22 protein-coding genes, 1 tRNA gene and 1 pseudogene are annotated in these 20,018 nt (G+C 62.2%); 7 read left to right on the forward strand and 17 right to left on the reverse strand.

What is annotated here, in order from left to right; all coding sequences use genetic code 11:
- Positions 1 to 17: 17 nt before the first annotated feature.
- The 4 genes from lptB to ACQ66M_RS06000 form a co-directional block, all read right to left on the reverse strand.
- Positions 18 to 752 (reverse strand): LPS export ABC transporter ATP-binding protein, encoded by a 735-nt coding sequence (gene lptB, locus ACQ66M_RS05985; protein WP_350172688.1) that lies wholly within the window; start codon positions 750 to 752, stop codon positions 18 to 20.
- Positions 753 to 847: 95 nt separating this feature from the next.
- Positions 848 to 1,366: an LptA/OstA family protein gene (locus tag ACQ66M_RS05990; protein WP_350172690.1), complete on the reverse strand. Its 519-nt coding sequence runs from the start codon at positions 1,364 to 1,366 to the stop codon at positions 848 to 850.
- On the reverse strand, positions 1,353 to 2,027 hold the full coding sequence (lptC, locus tag ACQ66M_RS05995) for an LPS export ABC transporter periplasmic protein LptC (protein ID WP_350172692.1): 675 nt from the start codon (positions 2,025 to 2,027) through the stop codon (positions 1,353 to 1,355). Before lptC ends, ACQ66M_RS05990 begins: the two co-directional genes overlap by 14 nt.
- A 90-nt stretch (positions 2,028 to 2,117) precedes the next feature.
- On the reverse strand, positions 2,118 to 2,732 hold the full coding sequence (locus ACQ66M_RS06000; protein WP_430402555.1) for a ribonuclease D: 615 nt from the start codon (positions 2,730 to 2,732) through the stop codon (positions 2,118 to 2,120).
- Positions 2,733 to 2,859: 127 nt separating this feature from the next.
- Here ACQ66M_RS06000 and ACQ66M_RS06005 point away from each other — a divergent pair, with 127 nt between their 5' ends.
- Positions 2,860 to 3,348 (forward strand): hypothetical protein, encoded by a 489-nt coding sequence (locus ACQ66M_RS06005; RefSeq protein ID WP_350172696.1) that lies wholly within the window; start codon positions 2,860 to 2,862, stop codon positions 3,346 to 3,348.
- Positions 3,349 to 3,352: 4 nt separating this feature from the next.
- On the opposite strand, the gene ACQ66M_RS06010 is transcribed toward ACQ66M_RS06005, so the two are convergent.
- The 8 genes from ACQ66M_RS06010 to ACQ66M_RS06045 form a co-directional block, all read right to left on the reverse strand.
- Complete coding sequence (locus ACQ66M_RS06010; protein WP_350172698.1) at positions 3,353 to 4,618, reverse strand: acetyl-CoA hydrolase/transferase family protein; 1,266 nt, start codon at positions 4,616 to 4,618, stop codon at positions 3,353 to 3,355.
- A complete protein-coding gene (locus ACQ66M_RS06015) occupies positions 4,615 to 5,400 on the reverse strand; it encodes an enoyl-CoA hydratase-related protein (protein WP_350172700.1) in 786 nt (261 codons plus the stop codon). Before ACQ66M_RS06015 ends, ACQ66M_RS06010 begins: the two co-directional genes overlap by 4 nt.
- Before the next feature lie 83 nt (positions 5,401 to 5,483).
- Positions 5,484 to 5,948 carry a YaiI/YqxD family protein gene (locus ACQ66M_RS06020; RefSeq protein ID WP_350174114.1) on the reverse strand — a complete coding sequence of 155 codons (465 nt, stop codon included), beginning with the start codon at positions 5,946 to 5,948 and terminating at the stop codon, positions 5,484 to 5,486.
- Between the two features lie 8 nt (positions 5,949 to 5,956).
- A complete protein-coding gene (locus ACQ66M_RS06025) occupies positions 5,957 to 7,033 on the reverse strand; it encodes an SO2930 family diheme c-type cytochrome (protein ID WP_350172702.1) in 1,077 nt (358 codons plus the stop codon).
- Between the two features lie 11 nt (positions 7,034 to 7,044).
- Positions 7,045 to 8,289 carry a parallel beta-helix domain-containing protein gene (locus ACQ66M_RS06030; protein WP_350172704.1) on the reverse strand — a complete coding sequence of 415 codons (1,245 nt, stop codon included), beginning with the start codon at positions 8,287 to 8,289 and terminating at the stop codon, positions 7,045 to 7,047.
- Between the two features lie 77 nt (positions 8,290 to 8,366).
- Positions 8,367 to 8,606 (reverse strand): DUF1150 family protein, encoded by a 240-nt coding sequence (locus ACQ66M_RS06035; protein WP_350172706.1) that lies wholly within the window; start codon positions 8,604 to 8,606, stop codon positions 8,367 to 8,369.
- A gap of 275 nt (positions 8,607 to 8,881) precedes the next feature.
- Positions 8,882 to 8,957: transfer RNA gene (locus ACQ66M_RS06040), tRNA-Ala, on the reverse strand.
- A 48-nt stretch (positions 8,958 to 9,005) separates the two neighbouring features.
- Positions 9,006 to 9,536, reverse strand: coding sequence for a TIGR02300 family protein (locus ACQ66M_RS06045; protein WP_350172708.1), 531 nt, complete (start codon positions 9,534 to 9,536; stop codon positions 9,006 to 9,008).
- 91 nt (positions 9,537 to 9,627) lie between these two features.
- On the opposite strand from ACQ66M_RS06045, the gene aroA reads away from it, so the two are divergent.
- From aroA to mscL, 6 genes and pseudogenes are all read left to right on the forward strand, one after another.
- Complete coding sequence (gene aroA, locus ACQ66M_RS06050; RefSeq protein WP_430405128.1) at positions 9,628 to 10,971, forward strand: 3-phosphoshikimate 1-carboxyvinyltransferase; 1,344 nt, start codon at positions 9,628 to 9,630, stop codon at positions 10,969 to 10,971.
- A gap of 76 nt (positions 10,972 to 11,047) precedes the next feature.
- Positions 11,048 to 12,139: an NADH:flavin oxidoreductase gene (locus ACQ66M_RS06055; RefSeq protein WP_350172710.1), complete on the forward strand. Its 1,092-nt coding sequence runs from the start codon at positions 11,048 to 11,050 to the stop codon at positions 12,137 to 12,139.
- A gap of 47 nt (positions 12,140 to 12,186) precedes the next feature.
- Entirely contained in the window at positions 12,187 to 12,825 is a 639-nt protein-coding gene (gene cmk / locus ACQ66M_RS06060; RefSeq protein ID WP_350172712.1) for a (d)CMP kinase, read from the forward strand.
- A 136-nt stretch (positions 12,826 to 12,961) separates the two neighbouring features.
- Positions 12,962 to 14,641 (forward strand): annotated as a pseudogene (gene rpsA / locus ACQ66M_RS06065) (30S ribosomal protein S1); the annotation flags it as partial.
- 427 nt (positions 14,642 to 15,068) lie between these two features.
- Entirely contained in the window at positions 15,069 to 15,368 is a 300-nt protein-coding gene (locus ACQ66M_RS06070; protein ID WP_350172714.1) for an integration host factor subunit beta, read from the forward strand.
- A 93-nt stretch (positions 15,369 to 15,461) separates the two neighbouring features.
- The gene (gene mscL, locus ACQ66M_RS06075) at positions 15,462 to 15,872 is read left to right on the forward strand and encodes a large conductance mechanosensitive channel protein MscL (RefSeq protein ID WP_350172716.1); all 411 of its coding nucleotides are present in this window, start codon (positions 15,462 to 15,464) and stop codon (positions 15,870 to 15,872) included.
- A gap of 107 nt (positions 15,873 to 15,979) precedes the next feature.
- Here the strand turns inward: mscL and ACQ66M_RS06080 are convergent, their stop codons facing one another.
- The 5 genes from ACQ66M_RS06080 to ACQ66M_RS06100 are packed head-to-tail and all read right to left on the reverse strand — an operon-like array spanning position 15,980 to position 19,942.
- Entirely contained in the window at positions 15,980 to 16,600 is a 621-nt protein-coding gene (locus ACQ66M_RS06080) for an HAD-IA family hydrolase (RefSeq protein ID WP_350172718.1), read from the reverse strand.
- Between the two features lie 4 nt (positions 16,601 to 16,604).
- Positions 16,605 to 17,303 (reverse strand): DUF3299 domain-containing protein, encoded by a 699-nt coding sequence (locus ACQ66M_RS06085; RefSeq protein ID WP_430402557.1) that lies wholly within the window; start codon positions 17,301 to 17,303, stop codon positions 16,605 to 16,607.
- A 59-nt stretch (positions 17,304 to 17,362) separates the two neighbouring features.
- A complete protein-coding gene (locus tag ACQ66M_RS06090) occupies positions 17,363 to 18,631 on the reverse strand; it encodes an ABC transporter permease (RefSeq protein WP_430402559.1) in 1,269 nt (422 codons plus the stop codon).
- Positions 18,628 to 19,323 (reverse strand): ABC transporter ATP-binding protein, encoded by a 696-nt coding sequence (locus ACQ66M_RS06095; protein ID WP_430402561.1) that lies wholly within the window; start codon positions 19,321 to 19,323, stop codon positions 18,628 to 18,630. Before ACQ66M_RS06095 ends, ACQ66M_RS06090 begins: the two co-directional genes overlap by 4 nt.
- 13 nt (positions 19,324 to 19,336) lie before the next feature.
- A complete protein-coding gene (locus ACQ66M_RS06100) occupies positions 19,337 to 19,942 on the reverse strand; it encodes a ZrgA family zinc uptake protein (protein WP_430402563.1) in 606 nt (201 codons plus the stop codon).
- Positions 19,943 to 20,018 lie beyond the last annotated feature (76 nt).

Consider the following 20,018-nt stretch of genomic DNA (forward strand, 5'->3'; position numbering starts at 1 on the left):
AGCCCGCGCCCTTTGAATCAAGCGGCGAACTGTTCACCCAGATAGACCCTGCGAACGTCATCATTCTTCAGCACGTCTTCAGGCGTGCCGTTGAACAGGACGTCACCATCATACATGACATAGGCCCGGTCCACGATCTGCAGCGTTTCGCGCACCTGGTGGTCCGTAATCAGGACGCCCAGGCCACGCTGCTTCAGGTAGCGGACAAGTTCGGAAATGTCGGAGATGGCGAGCGGGTCGATGCCGGTGAACGGTTCATCCAGTAGCATGAAGCTCGGACGCGATGCCAGTGCACGTGCAATCTCGACACGGCGACGTTCACCTCCCGAAAGGGATGTGGCCGCCTGGCCGCGAAGATGTTCCACATGCAGCTCGCTCAGGAGGCTGTCGACCTGTGCCATGCGGGCAGACCGGTCTTTTTCAACCAGTTCTGCCACCGCCATGACGTTTTCTTCCACTGACATTCCCCGGAAAATGGAGGCTTCCTGAGGAAGGTAGCCCACACCGAGGCGTGCGCGCTGGTACATTGGCAGGCGCGTCACATCTTCCCCATCGATCGAAATCGATCCGGAATCTGCGCCGATCAGGCCCATGATCATGTAAAAGCAGGTCGTCTTGCCGGCCCCGTTGGGTCCAAGCAGGCCGACAACTTCCCCGCGTTGCAAGGACAGAGAAACGTCGCGCACCACCTGTCGTTTGCCAAAGGATTTGGCAATATTCCTAACGACAAGGCCTTCGGCCGCTTCAGTCATCTCGTGATGTGTCCCTGTTCACGGGCAGTCTCGTCGCCCCGTTATGGCATAGCCTGACATACTTAAGATCGGCTTCACGCCATTGCTCGAATTTTTCAGTTGCCTGCCGTATCCTGATCGGATTCGATCACCATTCGGGTGCGCCCGGTCCCGCCATCCAGCGTCGTGCGGCGCTTGCCGACTTCCAGTTTCAGGGTCTGGCCCTCGGCCACATCCCGTTCGCGCATCAGGGCCACATTGCCTGTCATCGTGATCGTATCGACCGCTGCATCATACACGCCGCGATCCCCCTTGGCCTTCATTTCCGGTGTCACGTAGAACACATTGCCTTCAGCAACCATGGTCTCGATCTGGCCGAAGCCGGAGCCGACACCGCCAGTCTCGCCGCCAGTCCTGCCGGTGAAAATGATCGTTACCGTATCAGCGCGAAGCCTGGCCGTGCCCTGCTGGATGTCAACATTGCCGATCAACAGCACCTTGCGCTCGCGCTCGAGGCTCTCGGTGCGCTCGGAATCGATATAGATCGGGCCGCCTTCGGACGAGATCTGCGCCATGGCAGGCGCTGCAAGCGCCGAAACAGCCAGGGCCGCGCCCAGAAACTTATGGATTGCCATCTGCACCACCTTCGTCGGCTACCGGCGTGTCAGGTTCCGCCGGATAAATCACTGTTTTTACATTACCCTGAAAGACGACCCGGTTGCCACCGTCAAGAATTTCATACGAATCCGAACGAATATCACCTAGCGGGCCCTTGCCCTCCAGCGGCGAAAGGCCTTCCACCCAGTCCTGCCCGACATGGACGCGGGCCGCCGCCGTCTTGAAGGAATAGCCCGACGCATCGGTTATCACGACGTCATCATACAATTCCAGAATGCCGGCATCCCGGTCATACATGCCCGAGGGCGCGCGCACTTCACTGCCCGCCGCATCGCGCAGGATTGGACCGACAAGGTTGACGGCATTGGCCGTCAATTCCTTGCGCCGCGCCGCCTCGGCCGTGATTGTGAAGCTCTGACCGGTCGAATCGCGCCCGGTGAACCGCGGATTCAGCATCGTGACGACTTCCTCGCCCGAGATACTCACGGGAACCGCATCCCGCGTCAGCGCACTCTTGATGATATATCCGAGGAAGAGGCCGATGGAGACGGCTGCGCATGCCATGAACAATACGCGCAGGCCTCGCACCAGATCGGACCGCTTACGCGCCTCGGCCAGCGTCATCTGCCGGCGGGGCACCCAAAGCGATGCCGGATCGTGATGCTTGACTGCGTCCATGAATGCGCCTGCGGCCTGTTACAAAGTCCTGTCGGCCGTGTTTACAGTCGATGCGGGCGAAACGAAAGCGCCCTGCACATGACGGTTGCGTCACGAATGCGCGAAAATGTCCTGTTCACCCCATCCTGCCAGGTCGAGCGCGGCCCGCGTCGGAAGGAAATTGAAGCAGGCCTGCGCCAGTTCCAGCCGCCCCTCGCGGATCAGCATGGCTTCCAGCCCCTCCTTGATGACGTGGAGGTGGAACACATCCGATGCAGCATACTGCAACTGCGCATCCGACAGGTCTTTCGCGCCCCAGTCAGAACTCTGCTGCGCCTTGGACAGGTCGACGCCTGCAATTTCGCGCGCCACATCCTTCAGGCCATGCCTGTCGGTATAGGTGCGCGCCAGTTTGGAGGCAATTTTCGTGCACCAGATCGGCGCGCAGTCGACACCCAGCCAATGCCGGATCATGGCCACGTCGAACCGGGCGAAGTGGAACAGCTTGATGACTTTCGGGTCGCTCAACAGGGCCTTCAGGTTCGGGCAGTTGAAATCGCGCCCCAGTTGCACGAGATGCGCCGTGCCGTCGCCCGATGACAGCTGCACCAGTGTCAGGTGATCGCGCAGCGGATTGAGGCCCATGGCTTCGGTATCGATGGCAACCACCGGGCCGAAGTCGAGATTCCTGGGCAGATCGCCCTTGTGCAGTGTGATTGCGTTCATGAACAGCGCTTTAGCATGGCAGGCGTTAAGGGCAAATGATCGGTGTCTGCGCGATTCACCCTGGCAAATCCGGTTTGACCTCGCACGGAACCTGAAGATAGCCTGAGGCCTCAAAGGAGGGGAAACCATGAAGACGAACCTGATAGGTGCCTGCGCCCTGGCCGCAGCCATGAGCGGCTGCACTTCGGCTGACCTGGCCGCCTTCTCGGAGGGAATGGCCGAAGCCTCTTATCAATCCGCCTACCAGTCTGCGTATTACCCGCCTTCCGGCACACTCTACTCACCCTATGCGCCTCATGCCTTCTCCACCTATTCCGGCTGGCCGTCTGCCTACTCCTACGGACAGTACCTTGGTCCCCGGGGGTGTTCGAATACCGGCACGTTCTATGTCTGCGACAGTGATGGCGACGGCTATGCCGATATGTATGGCAACACGGATGACGGCTCGTATTCCAGCTCACACCTGCGCGTTAACGGACGCGGAGAGGCCTATGCATGGAAAAGCGACTGCGCCTGCTGGGAACGCGAACGATCGCTTGATGGGCCCCGGCGCGATTATCACGACCACTACGATGACTATGACGATCAAGCGTATCGCGGCCGTTACCGCGACTGAGCCCCTAGAGTGCCATGCGCATTTCTGACCAAGCCGCCGCAAGGTCATCGCGGTGGCTCGGATCGGCAATCGAGATCAGGCGTTCGGCCCGCGTGTCGATATCCGCGCCGCGCAGGTTTACCGCACCATGCTCGGTCACAACCCAGGCGATGTCGGATCGCGGCACGCTGACGGCCTCCGGGCCGAGACGCGCAACAATGCGGCTGACCGTTCCCCTTGCGGCTGTCGATGGCAGGGCAACAATCGGCATCCCGCCATTCGACGCGGCTGCCCCGCGCAGGAAATTGGCAAGTCCACCTATGCCGGACACCTGACGCCCGTTCATGAATTCCGCATTGGCCTGCCCGAACAGGTCCACCTCCAGCACGGAATTGATCGCCACGAAACGGTCGATGGCCGCCAGAACGTCAATGCCATGGGTCACATCCACTGCGCGGAAACGGAAGCGCCGATCCCTGCCCGCCTGCTCATACAGCCCGCCCGTCCCCATCGCGACCCCCGTCAGGATCGCCCCGGGCACATCCATGACCCGTCCCGCATCGATCAGGCCCACAACCGGATCCGTCACCAGTCCGGAATGAATGCGCAGGTTCGCCCGGCCGCCCGCATCCGACAGCGCCTTCAGCACCGCCTGCTGCACATTCCCGATCCCGAATTGCAGGCAGGCCGGCTGCGTGCCGACAAGGTCTGCAATCGTCTCCCCGATTGCCGCAAACACCGGCGGCAAGGTGGATTGTGTCAGTTCAACCAGCGGCGTGTCATCCCTCGCCACAACGGCAAACCGGCTCAGCGGAACGCGCATCGTATCGGCCGGCGCCGGCATGTTCCGGTTCACAATGGCCATGACGGGAATATCCGTCCGCGCCAGAATGGCCCCCGAAAAATCCGCCGACACGCCAAGGCTCACCCTTCCATCGGCTTCCGGCGGCGACACCATCACCACACCGAGATCAATCGGACCGCTGACCATGTCACGATAGCTGTCGCTATAATGCATCGGCAGCAGCCTGATCCGGCCCGCGTCAAACCCGGCGCGCATGTCGCCATACATGAAGGGCATCTGCGCACGCGCCGTCGCATGCAGCGCGGTCCAGTCCGTCCGGTTCAGCCCTGGCACAGGCACGCCAATGAATGTCAGGTCCCGCGCCAGTTCGGGCGCGCCCCTCAGAGCAGCTGCCAGCGCAACAGGCTCGCCGCTGCACCCGGCAATATAGATCCGGGCCGGGCCGGGCCTGACAGCGCGCAGCCGGGCAAAGGCATCAGCGATCATTTGAACGTGAACCGGGGTGGACGCTTTTCCAGGAAAGAGGAATAGCCTTCAACGAAATCCTCGCTGGAAAAGCCGTCAATGAACAGCGCAGACGCCTCGGGCCCATTATCGGCCCATCCGGCCTCCACACCGGCCACCATGTGCTTGATCGCCCGCACCGACCATTGCGAGTTCGCCGCGACAGCCTCCGCCAGCGCGCGGGCGCCTGCCAGCGCCTGGCCCTTTGCCACCACGCGATTGAGCAGGCCGAGCGCCTCTGCCTCGGTGACATCAAAGATGCGCGCCGTGAACAGGATATCCTTGGCCCGCGCGGCGCCGATGGCGGTCACCAGACGGCGCGTATCGCCCGCAGGGTAGACGATCCCGAGCTTGGCGGGCGTGATGCCGAACCGCGCCCCTTCGGCTGCCACGCGCAGGTCGGCAGCCATGGCGAGGCTCATGCCGCCGCCGACGCAGGCCCCATCAATTGCGGCGATAACAGGTTTCGGAGAATGCTCTACTGCGTTCAGCGCCGCAGCAATCGTATCGCCGGACTGCGCAGCCGCCTCCGGGGTGGAATAGATCGTCGCAAATTCGGAAATGTCGGCGCCTGCAGCAAACGCGCCTGCCTCTCCGCCATGCAGGATAATAACCTTGACGGCTTCCGCCGCTGTAACACGGGCCATCAGCTCAGGAATCGCCGCCCACATGTCGACCGACAAGGCGTTGCGCTTTTCCGGCTTGTTGAGAATGATCTCGCCAAACGGCGCGTTGATCTCGAGGCGTATGGAAGACTGGCTCAAACGGCATCCCCGGCATGGGCGCCAAGGCGGCGCGGACTGGTCCTGTCATGGCAAGAACACAGGAGGCGCGCAAGGGATGGCGCTTAACCGCCCTTTTTCAGCGCGACCAGCGCCTCGTCCAGCGCCGACAGGAATCGCGACCGGTCGGCTTTAGTGAATGGCGCGGGCCCGCCAGCCCGCGGCGCACCCGCTTCGCTGATGCCAACCCGCAAATCGGCAAGAATGGCGCGCGTCGCAACAGCCGCCCCGATTGAATCATCCGTAAACGGCTTTCCCGTCGGTCCGATCACGCGCGCACCCGCCTTGAGGCACCTGTCGGCCAGCAAGATGTCGGCGGTCACGACAACGCTCCGAGCGTTCGCTCGTTCGGCAATCCAGTCATCGGCCGCATCAAAGCCATGACTGACAATCTGGCGCGAGATCAGTCTGTGCTCCGGAATACGCAGATAGGTATTGGCGACGACGATAACGGGCACGTCATGGCGCACCGCCACGCGATAGACCTCGTCCTTCACCGGGCAGGCATCGCCATCGACCCATATCTGCATAGTGTCCGTCATGGCGCCCCTTTATCAGAGCCTGCCTCTGTTTCCATGCTGGCAATCCACGCGCGCACCAGCGCGGCGCCCTCGGCGTCGATCACGCTGCGCCCCAGTTCCGGCATGGCCACGCCCGCCTCGGACGATTCCATCCGGTAGGTCAGGATCGACTGGTCAGGATCGCCCGGTGCTATGACGAACGTAATGCCACCAGATCCCCGCCCCGCTGCCGTCGGGTGCTTGCCGATGCCGAGCTTGACATCGGACATCTCCCCAGCCTCGAGCCACAGGCCGGAATTTGACGCCGAGCCGCTGGCCTTGTGGCAATGGGCACAGTTGATATCGAGATAAGCACGCGCCCGGCCAGCCACCGGCAGGCTGGCATCAAGCACCGAAGGCGCGGCCGGCACGTGGCCGGTCACCCCCGCCAGCATGCCACGCGCCCGCCAGTCAGCTATCTGGTTCACGCCCGCCGGACCGTCATGGTTCAGGTTGCGGGCCTTCGGCCCGATGGGCAGCACGTCGTCGCCATCCTGATGGCAGGTCTTGCACTGGTTCTTGTTGGGAATGGCATAATCAATCAACAGCGCATCGCCGGATGCGTCCACGACCGATATGGCCTGCCGCCCGCCTGCAGGCGCATAAGTCGCCTCTGTCCCCTCCGCATTCCAGACATAGGGAAACGCCTCCCAGCCATCGGCCTTGCGGACCAGCAAGCGGGTCTCGACCTTGTACTCGCGCACCCCCGGCGCCCGCATGTCCGGTACAAAGGCAAACGTCTTGATCAGCGCGCTGCCGATGGGAAAGTCGAACACATCATCGGCCGAATAGGCCGCCGCCCTGCCTTTCGGCACATAGGCAAACCTGTGCTTGATGGCATGGTCGGAGAAAAGCGGATTGATCAGGTCATAGGGCACGACACCGTCAACCGGCCTGTCCGCCCCCGCATCTTCGAAAAAGCCATAATCGGCCAGTTTCGGCGCGGGCGTGTCGGCCATTAGCACGTCCGTGTCCGGACCGCCGGACACGCTGCCCTGCGCGCTGCACGCAGCCAGCAGGACCAGTGCGGGGACAAGGCAGACCAGTTGCTTCATCGCGCAGGGCCCTATTCGGCATCCTGCGGCAGCGTCACAGCCGCCGGTTCCGGCACAGGTGTTCCCTGTGGCCGCTCCATACTGGGCGACATGGCCGCCGGATCAATCGGATAGGCGCCAATCCCCAGATTCACGAAACCGATCTCCGGTGCCTCGTCGATGACCAGGTTGGCCGCCTGCGCTTCGGCGCCGGGCCACCGCGTGACACCATCAGACACGATCGCAGGCAGGGCGCCGCCAAGCGCCTCGGCAAGCGGCGCAAGCATGCCCTGCGGATCAGCGCCGCCGCCCGACCAGCGATTATTGCGCACCACCACGTCGCGCGGCAGCGGATTGTAGCGCTCATCGGTGAACGGTTCGGTATAGGCTGTCAGCAGGACATGCGCAGAACGGTTGTCGGCAAAGTCATTGTCGAACACATGCACATTGCGATTGGCCAGAATGATGACACCCGTACCGGACGGCACGCCCGCCACGATATTTCCGGGCGGCGCAAAATTGCGCGTATTGTTGTGCACGATCTGATTGTTGAAAATACGCGTCGAATGCCCGCCAATCACCGGCAGGTCAGGCAGGTCGAACACCAGGATGCCGCCGGTATTGTCACGGGTGACATTGCCATAGACATCCGCATTGCTGGAATTCTCGATCTCGATTCCCGCCACGTTGAATTCGGCCAGCGAGTTGCGCACGATGATATTGTGCGACTGGCCGACATAGATCCCGGCATCGGACGCGCCCCGCACGGTCACATTCTCGACCAGCACGTCGCGTGATTCCACCGGATAGACGCCATAGGCGCCATTGTCCTCATCCGGCTCGCCCGACCAGTCGACCGTCAAGTCGCGATAGACGATGCGGTCAGCGCCCTTGGACTTGATCCCGTCACCCTTGGTGTCGCGTATGCCGAAACCTGTCAGCGTGACATCATCGGACGTCACCAGCAGGCCTTCGCCCGCGCCGGTCTGGTCTGAAAAGTCGAGTATGGTCTTCTCCTGCCCGGCGCCCAGAACGGTCACCCCGTCGACATCCAGTGACAGGCCGGTCGCCAGTTTGAACGTGCCTTCGGGCAGGCGCACGGTATCGCCGGGCCGGGCCTCGATCAGGGCTGTCTGGAGATTGGTCGCGAAGTCGCCTTCAGTGGAAACCACGGCTGGCAATGCGTCCACATCAGCTGCGGGCGTATCGGCGGGCTTCGGGCCACAGGCCGTCAGCACCAGTGCCGCCGCCGCGACGGTCCATTTCGTATAAGTCATCCCGTGTCCTCCCCGGTTTATTGTGACACGAGTGTCATCTTCAAACCGGGGAAAAGCAAGGGGTGGTTAAGGCCGTATCAGTGGACGCTGAGCGGCTTCAGGTCGTTTGCAAGCGCAGCCGCAATGGCCGCATCGCGCCCTTCGACAACAGCGAGGCGTACGCCGTCTGCTGACAGGACGACAAACAATTCGTCCGGATCCTTGATCTGGCTGATTGCATTGGCGGGCATCAGCGTCTGCAATTCGTCTTCATCCAGGTGGCGGATGTAGACAAAGGCATCGCTTTCAAACGGGTTCGTTTTCAGTTCAGTCGTCATCGTTCCAATCCTTTCCGTCACGAGACAGATACCGAACGCCAGAGCCGGTGGCTGTGCCTCGGGGGCAGACCCTTCGTTCCCTATGAAGGTGGGGGATCAATGTGGCCGCTTCAAGCGCCTGGATGTGGCATATGTGAGACAATGTTCACAGTATAGTGAAGCCAAACCAGCCGCTTCGGCGGTAAACGCAGCGGTCTTTCGCGGTGTAATGACAACCCTGAACTGGTTCAGGCAAGGCGCAGTGCGCCGAAACGGAATCCGCTAAATCTGAAGAATGGTGGAGCCAGACGGAATCGAACCGACGACCTCTTGCATGCCATGCAAGCGCTCTCCCAACTGAGCTATGGCCCCATTCTGGGAAGGGCGAGAAGTAGACGCGCCGGGCGCGCCTTTCAAGCCCTAATCTTCATCCTCATCGTCAAGCACGAGCGGATCATCATCATCGTCATCATCATCCGCGTCGATGTCGAACGTGTCATCGTCATCATCATCGAGGATGACATCGTCATCATCATCGTCATCAACGCCTTCTTCGGAGAAGCCAGCCGGCACCTTGGCGCCGGTTGCCTCTTCCTCGTCATCTTCCGAGGCGCCTTCAAGGATCACTTCAGCTTCTTCGCCGCCGAGTTCCTTGGCATCGTCCTCGTCCTCGATATCGTCTTCCTCGTCATCAGTCTCGTCATCATCACCCTTGCCCTTGGCGACGACGTGATCTTCATCCTCGTCATCATCCTCGTCGTCATCGTCAGACTTGACGGCGGCGCGCGCGGCCTTTGCCTTCACCTTGGTGATCGTGGTCTTGATGACCTCGTCCTCGGGGTCGAATTCGTTTCCGCATTTGGGGCAAACAGCGGGGCGTTTGTGGAGGTCGTAAAAGCGGGCTTCGCAGTCAGGGCAGACTTGCTTGGTTCCGAGTTTGTCTTTCGACACGGGGCGGCTCCCTCCGGTGTTTCAATGATTTTGGTCTGGCGGGCGCTTGCCATGAACGCTGCGCGCTGTCAAAGCCCGAATCTCCTGAGAACTGCGCAAACGGAATATCCCCATGGTCTGGACCAGCCGCCCTGTCAGCCGCCTGAAAGGCATAATCCGCGCGCCGGGAGACAAATCGTGCAGTCACCGCGCCCTTATCATGGGCGGCATCGCTGACGGTACCAGCCAATTCACTGGCCTGCTGGAAGGCGATGACGTCCTGCGCACCGGCGCGGCGATGGCTGCTCTCGGCGCAGTCGTCAAGCGCACTGGCCCGGGCGAGTGGACGGTGGCCGGCACAGGCGGGCGCGGCCTCTTATCACCCGCCGCCCCGCTCGATTTCGGCAATTCCGGCACTGGCTCGCGCCTGATGATGGGCCTGATGGCGGGCTATGACCTGACCGCAGAGCTTTGCGGCGATGCCAGCCTCAGCGCCCGCCCGATGAACCGCATCCTCAACCCCCTGCGCAGCATGGGCCTCACCGATACGGCCGAGCCCCATGGCCGCCTGCCCTTCCGCCTCACTGGCTCGGCCGCTCTCAAGGCCATCACCTATGCCCCGCCCCAGGCCTCCGCCCAGGTCAAGTCCGCCGTCCTGCTCGCGGGCCTCAATGCCCAGGGCACGACCCGCGTCGAAGAGGCCAGGCCCACCCGCGACCATACCGAGCGCATGCTTCGTGGCTTCGGCGTCGATATCGGCGTCACACGCGGCGACGGCCAGGCCCGCACGATCTCGCTTGTCGGCGGCCAGAAACTCTCGGCCATCGAGGCGGCCATCCCCGGTGACCCGTCCTCGGCGGCTTTCCTGATCGCCGCAGGCCTGATCTCGCCTGACGGGGATGTCATGGTCGAAGGCGTCATGTCCAACCCGACCCGCTCCGGCTTCTTTGATCTCGCCGCGATCATGGGCGCGCGTCTCGGCGCCGAGGATACAGGCGATGCAGCGGGCGAACGCCTGATCGACATTCAGTCCGGCACCGTAGCGCTGATCGGCCGCGCTGTTCCCGAACGCCTCGTGCCCGCGATGATTGACGAATTCCCGATCCTCGGCGTGCTCGCCGCCTTCGCCACTGGCGAGACCGTAGTCACCGGCGCAGAAGAGCTCCGCGTCAAGGAAACCGACCGGGTGAAAGCCGTTGTCGACATGCTGCGCGCCAATGGCGTCGAGGCCGAAGAGCGCGAGGATGGCTTCGTGGTTCAGGGCTGCGGCGGCCCGCCCCCCGGCGGCGGCCTGGTCGAAACCCGCCACGACCACCGCATCGCCATGAGCGCCCTCGTCATGGGCACCGCCGCACAGACCCCCGTCAGCGTCGATGACATTGCCATGATCGCCACCAGCTATCCGGACTTCCTCGCCCACATGGCCACGCTGGGCGCCGATATTTCAGAGGGGTAAGTGACCTGACACCCGCGCGGCGCCCTGCCCCAGCGGAAGAAATTGACGCGCGGGACCTGGGAGGCTTCATGGACAGATGACCTCCCTTCACTCCCCCCTGACCCTTCCCCGCGGGCCGGCCCTGAAGAATCGCTTCATGCTGGCGCCCCTCACCAACCTCCAGAGCCATGCTGACGGCGTGCTCAGCGATGACGAGTTCCGCTGGCTGACCCTGCGGGCCAAGGGTGGCTTTGGCCTGACCATGACCTGCGCGGCACATGTGCAGGCGAAGGGACAGGGCTTTCCCGGCCAGCTCGGCATTTTTGATGACAAGCACCTGCCCGGCCTCTCGCGGCTGGCGGCAGCCCTGAACGCGGAAGGTACCCATTCGGTTGTGCAGCTGCACCATGCCGGGATGCGCTCGCCCAGGGAGCTGATCGGAGAGGCACCGCACTGCCCGTCGATCAACGACGAATTCAGCGCCCGGGCCCTGAGCCTCGATGAAGTCAAAGACTCCCGCGACGCCTTCATCGCTGCGGCGCAGCGGGCGGAGGCAGCGGGCTTCCACGGCGTGGAACTGCACGGTGCGCATGGTTACCTGATCTGCCAGTTTCTCTCGGCCGAGGTGAATTTGCGGACAGATGAATATGGTGGCAGTTTCGAGAACCGCCGACGCTTTCTCGACGAGATACTCAACGGGGTCCGCGCGGCCTGCGGGAAGGACTTTTCCGTAGGCGTGCGCCTGTCACCGGAGCGGTTCGGCATGGACATAGGCGAGATCCTGCGCCTTGCGGGCGACCTGATGCAGGGCGGCAAGGTCGACTATCTCGACATGTCTCTCTGGGATGTTTTCAAGGAGCCGGAAGACACTGCGTTCAAGGGCAAGTCGCTGCTGCAATGGTTCAGCGCACTGCCACGCGGCACCTGCCGCCTCGGCGCGGCGGGCAAGATCACGACCGGGGCGCACTGCCAGCGCGCGATGGACGAGGGCCTCGACTTCGTGGTGATCGGCCGGGCAGCGATCCTGCACCATGATCTCCCGAAGAAGGTGGAGGCCGACCCGGCGTTCGTGCCCATCGCCCTGCCCGTGCCGGAAGACCACCTCAAGGCCGAAGGACTCGGGACCGCATTCCTTACCTACATGAAGACCTGGAAAGGCTTCGTCGCGGAGCCGGCGCAAACGACCTGAACGCATATGCTTGACTTGGCGCCTGCGCTCCCCCAATCCCCGCGATCATGATCATCGCCATTGACGGAACGACCGCCTCGGGAAAGGGCACCATCGCCAAGCGCCTCGCGGCGAAGTATGGCCTGCCCCACATGGACACCGGCTGCCTCTACCGGGCGACGGGTATTGCCGCGATCAGGCAGGGCGTCGCCCTCGACGATGCCGAAGGCCTTGAGCGCATCGCCGCCACGCTGGATCCGGCCGCCTTTTCGGATGCTGAACTGCGCACTGGCGAAGCCGGCAAGGCCGCCAGCCAGGTCGCCGTCGTGCCGGAAGTCCGCCGCGCCCTGTTCGGCCTGCAGCGCGCCTTTGCGACCCAGCCCGGCGGCGCCCTCCTGGACGGGCGGGATATCGGCACCGTGATCGCGCCGGACGCCGACGTGAAACTCTGGGTCGATGCCAATGTCGAGCAGCGCGGCTACCGGCGCTGGCGCGAATATCTCGGCTATGGGCAAGTCATCAGTCTCGAGGAAGTCATTCGGCAGATGCGGATTCGCGATGAACGCGACCAGTCTCGCAAGGATGCCCCTGCGACGATCGCAACAGATGCCATCTTGATAGATACGACTGATCTGACTATAGACGCGGCAGTGGAGAAGGCGATTGCGGCCGTTGAGGCCGTTCTTGCTCGTGGAAAGACCGTTTGAAGGGCCTCAAAAGGGCTCAAATCCAAACAGGCGGTACCGCTCTGAAGATGACAGACCACTCTAACGGGTCGTTCCGACGCGGGCTGCAATGGTGCAGGCCCGCCTTGAACCGTTCGCCCCGTACCCCGGAGACACAATGACTGACAAGATGAACCCATCAACCGACGATTTCGCGGCAATGTTCGAATCGTCCGCTGCCGCGGGCGCGATGCAGGAAGGCCAGGTTATTCCGGCTACCGTCATTCGCATCGAGAACGAAAACGTTCTCGTCGATATCGGCCTCAAGACAGAAGGCCGTATCCCGACCAAGGAATTCGCACTCGAAGATGACCAGCCCAAGCCCGGCGACATCATCGACGTGTATCTCGACCGGATCGAGAACGCCCTCGGCGACGCCGTCCTCTCGCGCGACAAGGCCCGCCGCGAAGAGCGCTGGATCAAGCTCGAGCGCAGCTTCGCCAAGGAAGAGCCCGTCAAGGGCGCCATTTCCGGACGCGTCAAGGGCGGCTTCACCGTCGACCTCGGCGGCGTCAACGCCTTCCTTCCCGGCAGCCAGGTGGATATCCGTCCGGTGCGCGACGTTGGCCCGCTGATGGGTGAGATCCAGCCGTTCGCCATCCTCAAACTTGACCGCACACGCGGCAACATCGTTGTCTCGCGCCGCGCCATCCTTGAAGAGAGCCGTGCCGAACAGCGTGCCGAAATCGTGTCCGACATGAAAGAAGGCGATGTCCGCAAAGGTATCGTCAAGAACATCACCGATTACGGTGCGTTCGTGGACCTCGGCGGCATTGACGGCCTTCTGCATGTCACCGACATGAGCTGGAAGCGCATCAACCATCCTTCGCAGGTTGTTGAAGTCGGCCAGGAAGTCGAAGTGCAGATCGTCAAGATCAACCCGGACACCCAGCGTATCTCGCTCGGCATGAAGCAACTCGGTTCCGACCCGTGGGACGGCATCGATTCGCGTTACCCGGTCGGCGCACGGCTCAAGGGCCAGGTCACGAACATCACCGATTACGGCGCGTTTGTGGAACTGGAAGATGGCGTCGAAGGCCTGATCCACGTCTCCGAAATGAGCTGGACCAAGAAGAACGTGCATCCCGGCAAGATCCTTTCCACGACACAGGAAGTTGACGTGGAAGTGCTGGACGTCGACAGCGACAAGCGCCGCATCTCGCTCGGCCTCAAGCAGACCATGGACAATCCATGGACCGCATTCGTGGCTGAACACCCGGTCGGCACCGAAATCGAAGGCGAAGTCCGCGGCATCACCGAGTTCGGCCTGTTCGTCGGCCTCGGCCCCGATCTCGACGGCATGGTACACATCAATGACATCGCCTGGGACAAATCCGGCGAGCAGGCCATTGAAGGCTTCAACAAGGGCGACATGGTCAAGGCGCGCGTTCTCGATGTCGACATCGAGAAAGAGCGTATCTCGCTTGGCATCAAGCAGCTTAGCGGCGACCCGATCGAAGCGCCTGCAGACGGCGGCTCGGGCATCAAGCGCGGCGCCATCGTCACCTGCACCGTCACCGAGATCACCTCGGGCGGCATCGAAGTCGAGTTCGGCTCACCGGCAATGAAATCCTTCATCCGCCGCTCCGATCTCAGCCGCGACCGTGCAGACCAGCGTCCTGAGCGTTTCGCTGTCGGCGACAAGGTCGACGCCAAGGTCCTTACCGTGGATCGCGGCTCGCGCCGTGTTTCGCTGTCGATCAAGGCCCTCGAGATCGCAGAAGAAGCAGATGCCGTGGCACAGTACGGTTCGGCAGATGCCGGCGCCTCGCTGGGTGACATCCTCGGTGCAGCCCTTGCCTCCTCTTCGGTTGGCAAGCCTGCCAAGGCGACATCCGAAAAAGTCGAAGCCACACCAGCCTCGTCCGATGGCATCCAGGCAGGTGACGCTTCGTCGCTTGACGCGCGCGGCCGTCTCGAAGGCCCGCAGGGTGATGCCGACGACCTGAAGCAGATCAAGGGCGTCGGTCCGGCGTTCGAGAAAAAGCTTCATGAAGCGGGCATTTTCCACTTCTGGCAGATTGCTGCACTCGATGACGCCCAGATTGCCGAGCTCGAGGAAGAGCTCAGCTTCCAGGGCCGCATGGAACGCGACGACTGGAAGGGCCAGGCCGAAGGCTTCATGGGCTGAGGCAGCCAGGGGCGGGAAACCGCTTCCTAAATTCGATGAAATGTTTGCGGCGGGGGCCTAGGCTCCCGCCGCAAATGCGTTTAATAACAACAACATGCTCAAGTCTGAACTCATTGCGAAACTCGCGTCCGAATATAGTCACCTGCGCCAGGAAGACCTGGAGCGCGTCGTGAATGTGATTCTGGACGAGATCGGCGAAGCGCTTGCCCGGGGTGACCGGGTCGAGCTGCGGGGATTTGGCGCCTTCTCTGTGCGCAGGCGCGATGCCCGCAAGGGTCGCAATCCGCGCACGGGCGAACCCGTCAGGGTTCCCGCAAAGGCGGTCCCCTTCTTCAAGGCCGGCAAGGAATTGCGCGCCCGCGTCAATGGTGGCGAGGATCCGGAAGCACGCTAGCCGCCCGCTGCCGAACAGGCTTGACCCTGCGTTCGAACGGACTGAATCATTTCGACTGGCACATCAGACATCAAATCCTGGGAGGGGCAGATCATGTTCAAGGAGTTCAAGGAATTTGCGATGAAGGGCAACCTCATCGACATGGCCGTCGGCTTTGTCATGGGCAGCGCATTCGCAACCGTTGTCACGGCCTTCATCCAGGGCGTTTTCCTGCCGCTTCTGGCTCCGCTCATGGGCGGTCTCGATCTGTCGGAAATGACCTACACGATTTCGCCTGAAGTCCTCGATGCGGCCGGCGAAGTTGTCCAGCCTGCCGCGATCGTCGATATCGGCACATTCCTCAGCGCGCTGATCTCGTTCACCATCGTCGCCTTCGTGATGTTCCTCATCATCAAGGGCATGAATGCGATGAAGAAAAAGGAAGAGGCCGCACCATCCCTGCCGCCCCGCCAGGAAGTCCTCCTTGAGGAAATCCGTAATCTTCTGGCAAAAGGGGCGAAATAGTCCCCGACCACCGAGTTCGTAAAGCGTTAGGACTTTTTCCTTAAGCTTTCGATCAGTAGAGTACCAGGTAGAGTATGAGAGGGGCAGCCAATTGGCTGCCCTTCTTTTTACAGGTTCAATGCGGCCGTCAGCGCCTTGTGTGCGCCTTCGGTGAAGTGGAAGGCTTGCCAGCCAAGCTGGCGCGCCGACTTCACATTCTCTTCCATGTCATCGACGAGCAGGACTTCTTCTCCTGCGACTCCCAGTGCCTGCTCGATATGGCGGAAATAATCCGGATCGGGCTTTGCCACCCTCATTCGCCCTGCGGCGAATATCCGGTCCATGTGATCGGCAAAGCCCATAGTCGACTCAATAAAGGCGGTGCGGTGGATCTCGTTATTCGTCGCCATGACATTGGACACACCGCGCTGGCGCAACGTCTCCACCATCAGCAACACGTCCGGATCATGCATGGCGTCGCGCGTGAACCAATAGTCGAGAATTTCGCTTTCGCGGCCCGCTGCGCCATTCGACCCGGCCCATTCCCCGACCAGTTCAACAAGGCAGGCTTCGCCAACCATGGCCTTCTGGAATCGCCCCTGAAACAGGAAACCGCTGAACGACTCCAGGGAGAGGCCAAGGTCCGTCTCGAAATTGCGCGACCACGCAAAGACACCGTCTTCGATATTCCGGTTGAGCACGCCATCAAAATCCCAGGCGACAACTTTGATGGCCTCGGGCCGGATCATCCGGTCAGTACTCGTATTTCGCGATGCTGGTCATCTCGATTGTATAGGCCGCATCGGCCAAATCGGATCTCTGCGTACTGGTCAGCATCGTGCCTTCGATCCAGACGGCCTGCGCCAGGTCCTTCAGTTTGATCGGCGTGTCTGCCTTCACGAAAATGGTCTGGTTGGGCGGCGGCGGCGGCGAGTGGATGCAGGCGCCGAAATACGGCACCAGCAGGAACTCGGTAATCTCCGCCTTGGAGCCGTATTCGAACGGCACCGTATAACCTGGAATACGCACGCTCACGCCATTCAGCTCCGAAACCGTGTTGAACGTGCCGATCTGCACCGATGTGTCCGCGGCCGAACCTTCAGCAATCCCCGCGCCGCCATACAACATTGACATTTGCGCCTGGTACATCTGGGCGAGGCGCTCTTCCTCGCCTTCCGGCATCAGGTCCTCCCATGCGACGTCTCGCACGCCGCGCGCTTCCAGATCGGCCTTGATCCGGGCGGCTTCGGCTGCCTTGGCCAGTGCAGCAGCGTCCTTCTCTGCTTTGCGGGCGGCCTTTTCGGCGTCGCTTTCGCCAATCTTGTCGCCAACCTTCGGTCCTGTCTCGGCTGCCGCCACAGGTGCGGCAGGCGTTTCCGGCTCTGCGGGCTGGCCACAGGCAACAACAAGCGCGATCAGCGCGGCGAAGGGCGGGAAAAGGATTGATCTCATGCGCATCTACATAGGCTCCGCTTGCTGGTCACACCAGTCGGTTTCATCGGTTGCAACAGTTACACTTTCACTGACAGCCCGTCGGCCAGCGACCGCCGGAAGGCGGCCCAGGCCGGTACCATGCCTATCAGCAATGCTGCCGCTGTCACCGCCAGCAGCGTATAGAAATCCGTCAGTCCCGGCCCCGTCCCGGCCAGCGACACGCCATATCGCGCCGCCACGACCGGGCCCGCAAACAGCAGGATGACATGGATGAGCGCAATCCCCGCAACAGCGCCGAGAAAGCCGACAAGACCGGCCTCAAGCACCAGGAGGCTGAAGATGTGCCCGGGGCGCGCGCCCACTGCGCGCAGGATCGACATTTCGCGCCTCCGCTCGTTCAGGCTTGTCAGGATGGATGTCAGGATCGACACCAGGCCCACGGCAATAACGAACACGGAAACCGCCATCAGCGCGCGTTCGGCCAGGGCCGTCACGGTCCACAATTCTGCCAGCGCCTCGCCGGGAATGATCGCCATCAGCGGTTCGCCCTTATTGGTATTGATCGCCCGGCGCGTCGTCAGGATCGTTCCCTTGCGCTCCAGCCCCAGGAAAATCGCCGTGACACTTTTCGGCGTCAGGTCGAAACTGCGGATCATCTTTTCGTCAATCGTATCGGCCAGCGGATTCTTCGCTCCGGTTTCCCAGCCGACATGGATCGCCGTGATGGCCTCCAGCGAAACATGCACCGTCCGGTCGACCGGAGTTCCTGTCGGCGCCAGAATGCCGGTGACCCGGAACGGCCGGTTGCCATGCCCGCCATCAAGGTTTGCCGCGCCCAGACCGTGGCTCAGGACAAGCGGGGTGCCGATATCATAGTCAAGCTCGCGCGCGACATCGGCGCCGATGACCGCATCGAACAAATCGTTGAAGCGTTCGCCTTTCGCCAGTTCCAGCGCCTGCCCGCGTCCATGCTTGTAGTGATCAAAATAGGCTGCCTGCGTGCCCATCACCCGGAACCCGCGATGACTGTCGCCCAGAGAAATCGGAACAGCCCAGTCGACATCCGGGCGCGCGGCAATCTGCTGATAGGTCGGCCATGATATTTCCGCCGTCGCATTCCCCATCCGGAATACCGAATAGAGCAGCAGGTTTACGCTGCCCGTCGGCGCGCCAACAATCAGGTCCGTGCCCGAGATCGTGCTGCCGAAGCCTTCGCGCGCGCCTGTCCGCGCCTTTTCCACACCCAGGAACAGCCCCACTGACAGCGCCACGGCTACCAGCGTCAGGATCACCGATCCCTTCCGGTTCATCAGGCTTTTCCACGCAAGGGACAGGATCGCCGTCATGTGCTCGCCTCCTGCCGGTTGATATCAGTCATATCCACGGCGCGATCAAACAGGCTCGCCAGCGACGCATCATGGCTGACAAAGAGAAGCGCCGCTCCGCTCCGGGCCGTCTCTTCGGAGAGGAGCGTGATGAACCGGTCGCGCGCGTCGAAATCGAGGGCCGATGTCGGCTCGTCCGCGATGACAATCTCCGGCCCGCCAATCACGGCGCGTGCGGCAGCAACACGCTGTTGCTGGCCGACAGACAGGTCAGACACTCGCCGCTCCAGCAAGCGCGCATCGGTCAGCCCGAGGCGGCCCAGCAGGCGCCGCGCCTCATCCTCGGGCGCGCCCGCCACAGCCTGCCGGCGCCGGGCCGAGAATTTCAAGGGCAGCGTCACATTACCGATGACCGACAGGTAAGGCACCAGGTTGAACATCTGGAAGATCACGCCGAGATGATCGGCCCGCATCCGGTCGCGCGCCGCACCGGACAGGGCCGACAGGTCCTCGCCCAGTACGCTGACGCGGCCTGCATCGGCCTCTAGCACACCGGCAATCACCCCCAGCAGGGTGGACTTGCCGGAACCGGAGGCACCGCGCAGGAACAGGCGCTCGCCCCGCGCGAGTGAGAATGACGGGACATCAAGTACCATGTCGCCGCCTTTCCAGGCAAAGCGAAGCCCTTCGATCTGGATGGCCGGATCAGTCATTCAACCGTTCAGTCTATCGCGTGGACAGTTCGGGATTGCCCGGTGTCAGCATATCGGCCACCTGCGCATCGGGTCCGATGAATACCGCATCAACCGTCTCGAAATGCGGGAAAGTGGTGAAGGCATTCAGCCGCACGCCTTCCAGCTTTGAAACGTCGGCGCATGTAAATCCAAGCTCCAGTGTCAGACTGCTATGGTCTCCCACAGTTCGCGTGGTGACATGCCTGTCACCCGGCCGGCAATCCGCATTACCTGCGAAGCTCACCAGTCCGTCACTGATATCCGTGCTGACATCCATGGCATCCGCATCGCCTTCGCCAAGGCCGAAATTGGCCAGCGGGGCATCAAGCGTTACCGTCAACTGGTTGCCGTCCACCGCTACGGCGAACTCGCCGACACCATGAACATGCGCCTCGCCCCCACCGGAAGCATCGTCATGAGCGTCAGCCGGGACGTCCGGCACATCCGGAACCGCCTTGTCAGCGACCTGTGTATCCTCAGCAGCAGGCTCAGCCGGCGCTTCAGGCGCGGCGGGCGCCGGATCGCGGTCACAGCCAGCAAGCGCGAGGACAGCAGCGCCAATCATCATGCATAAACGGGCACGGGGTGATGTAAGCATCGACGAAAAGCCTCCCTGGAGCACAGTGCCGGAAATTGCGCGAACCGCACATTTGCTATCGCGATTTGAATAATGC

This window comes from Hyphomonas sp., from assembly GCF_965284475.1.
GTDB lineage: Bacteria > Pseudomonadota > Alphaproteobacteria > Caulobacterales > Hyphomonadaceae > Hyphomonas.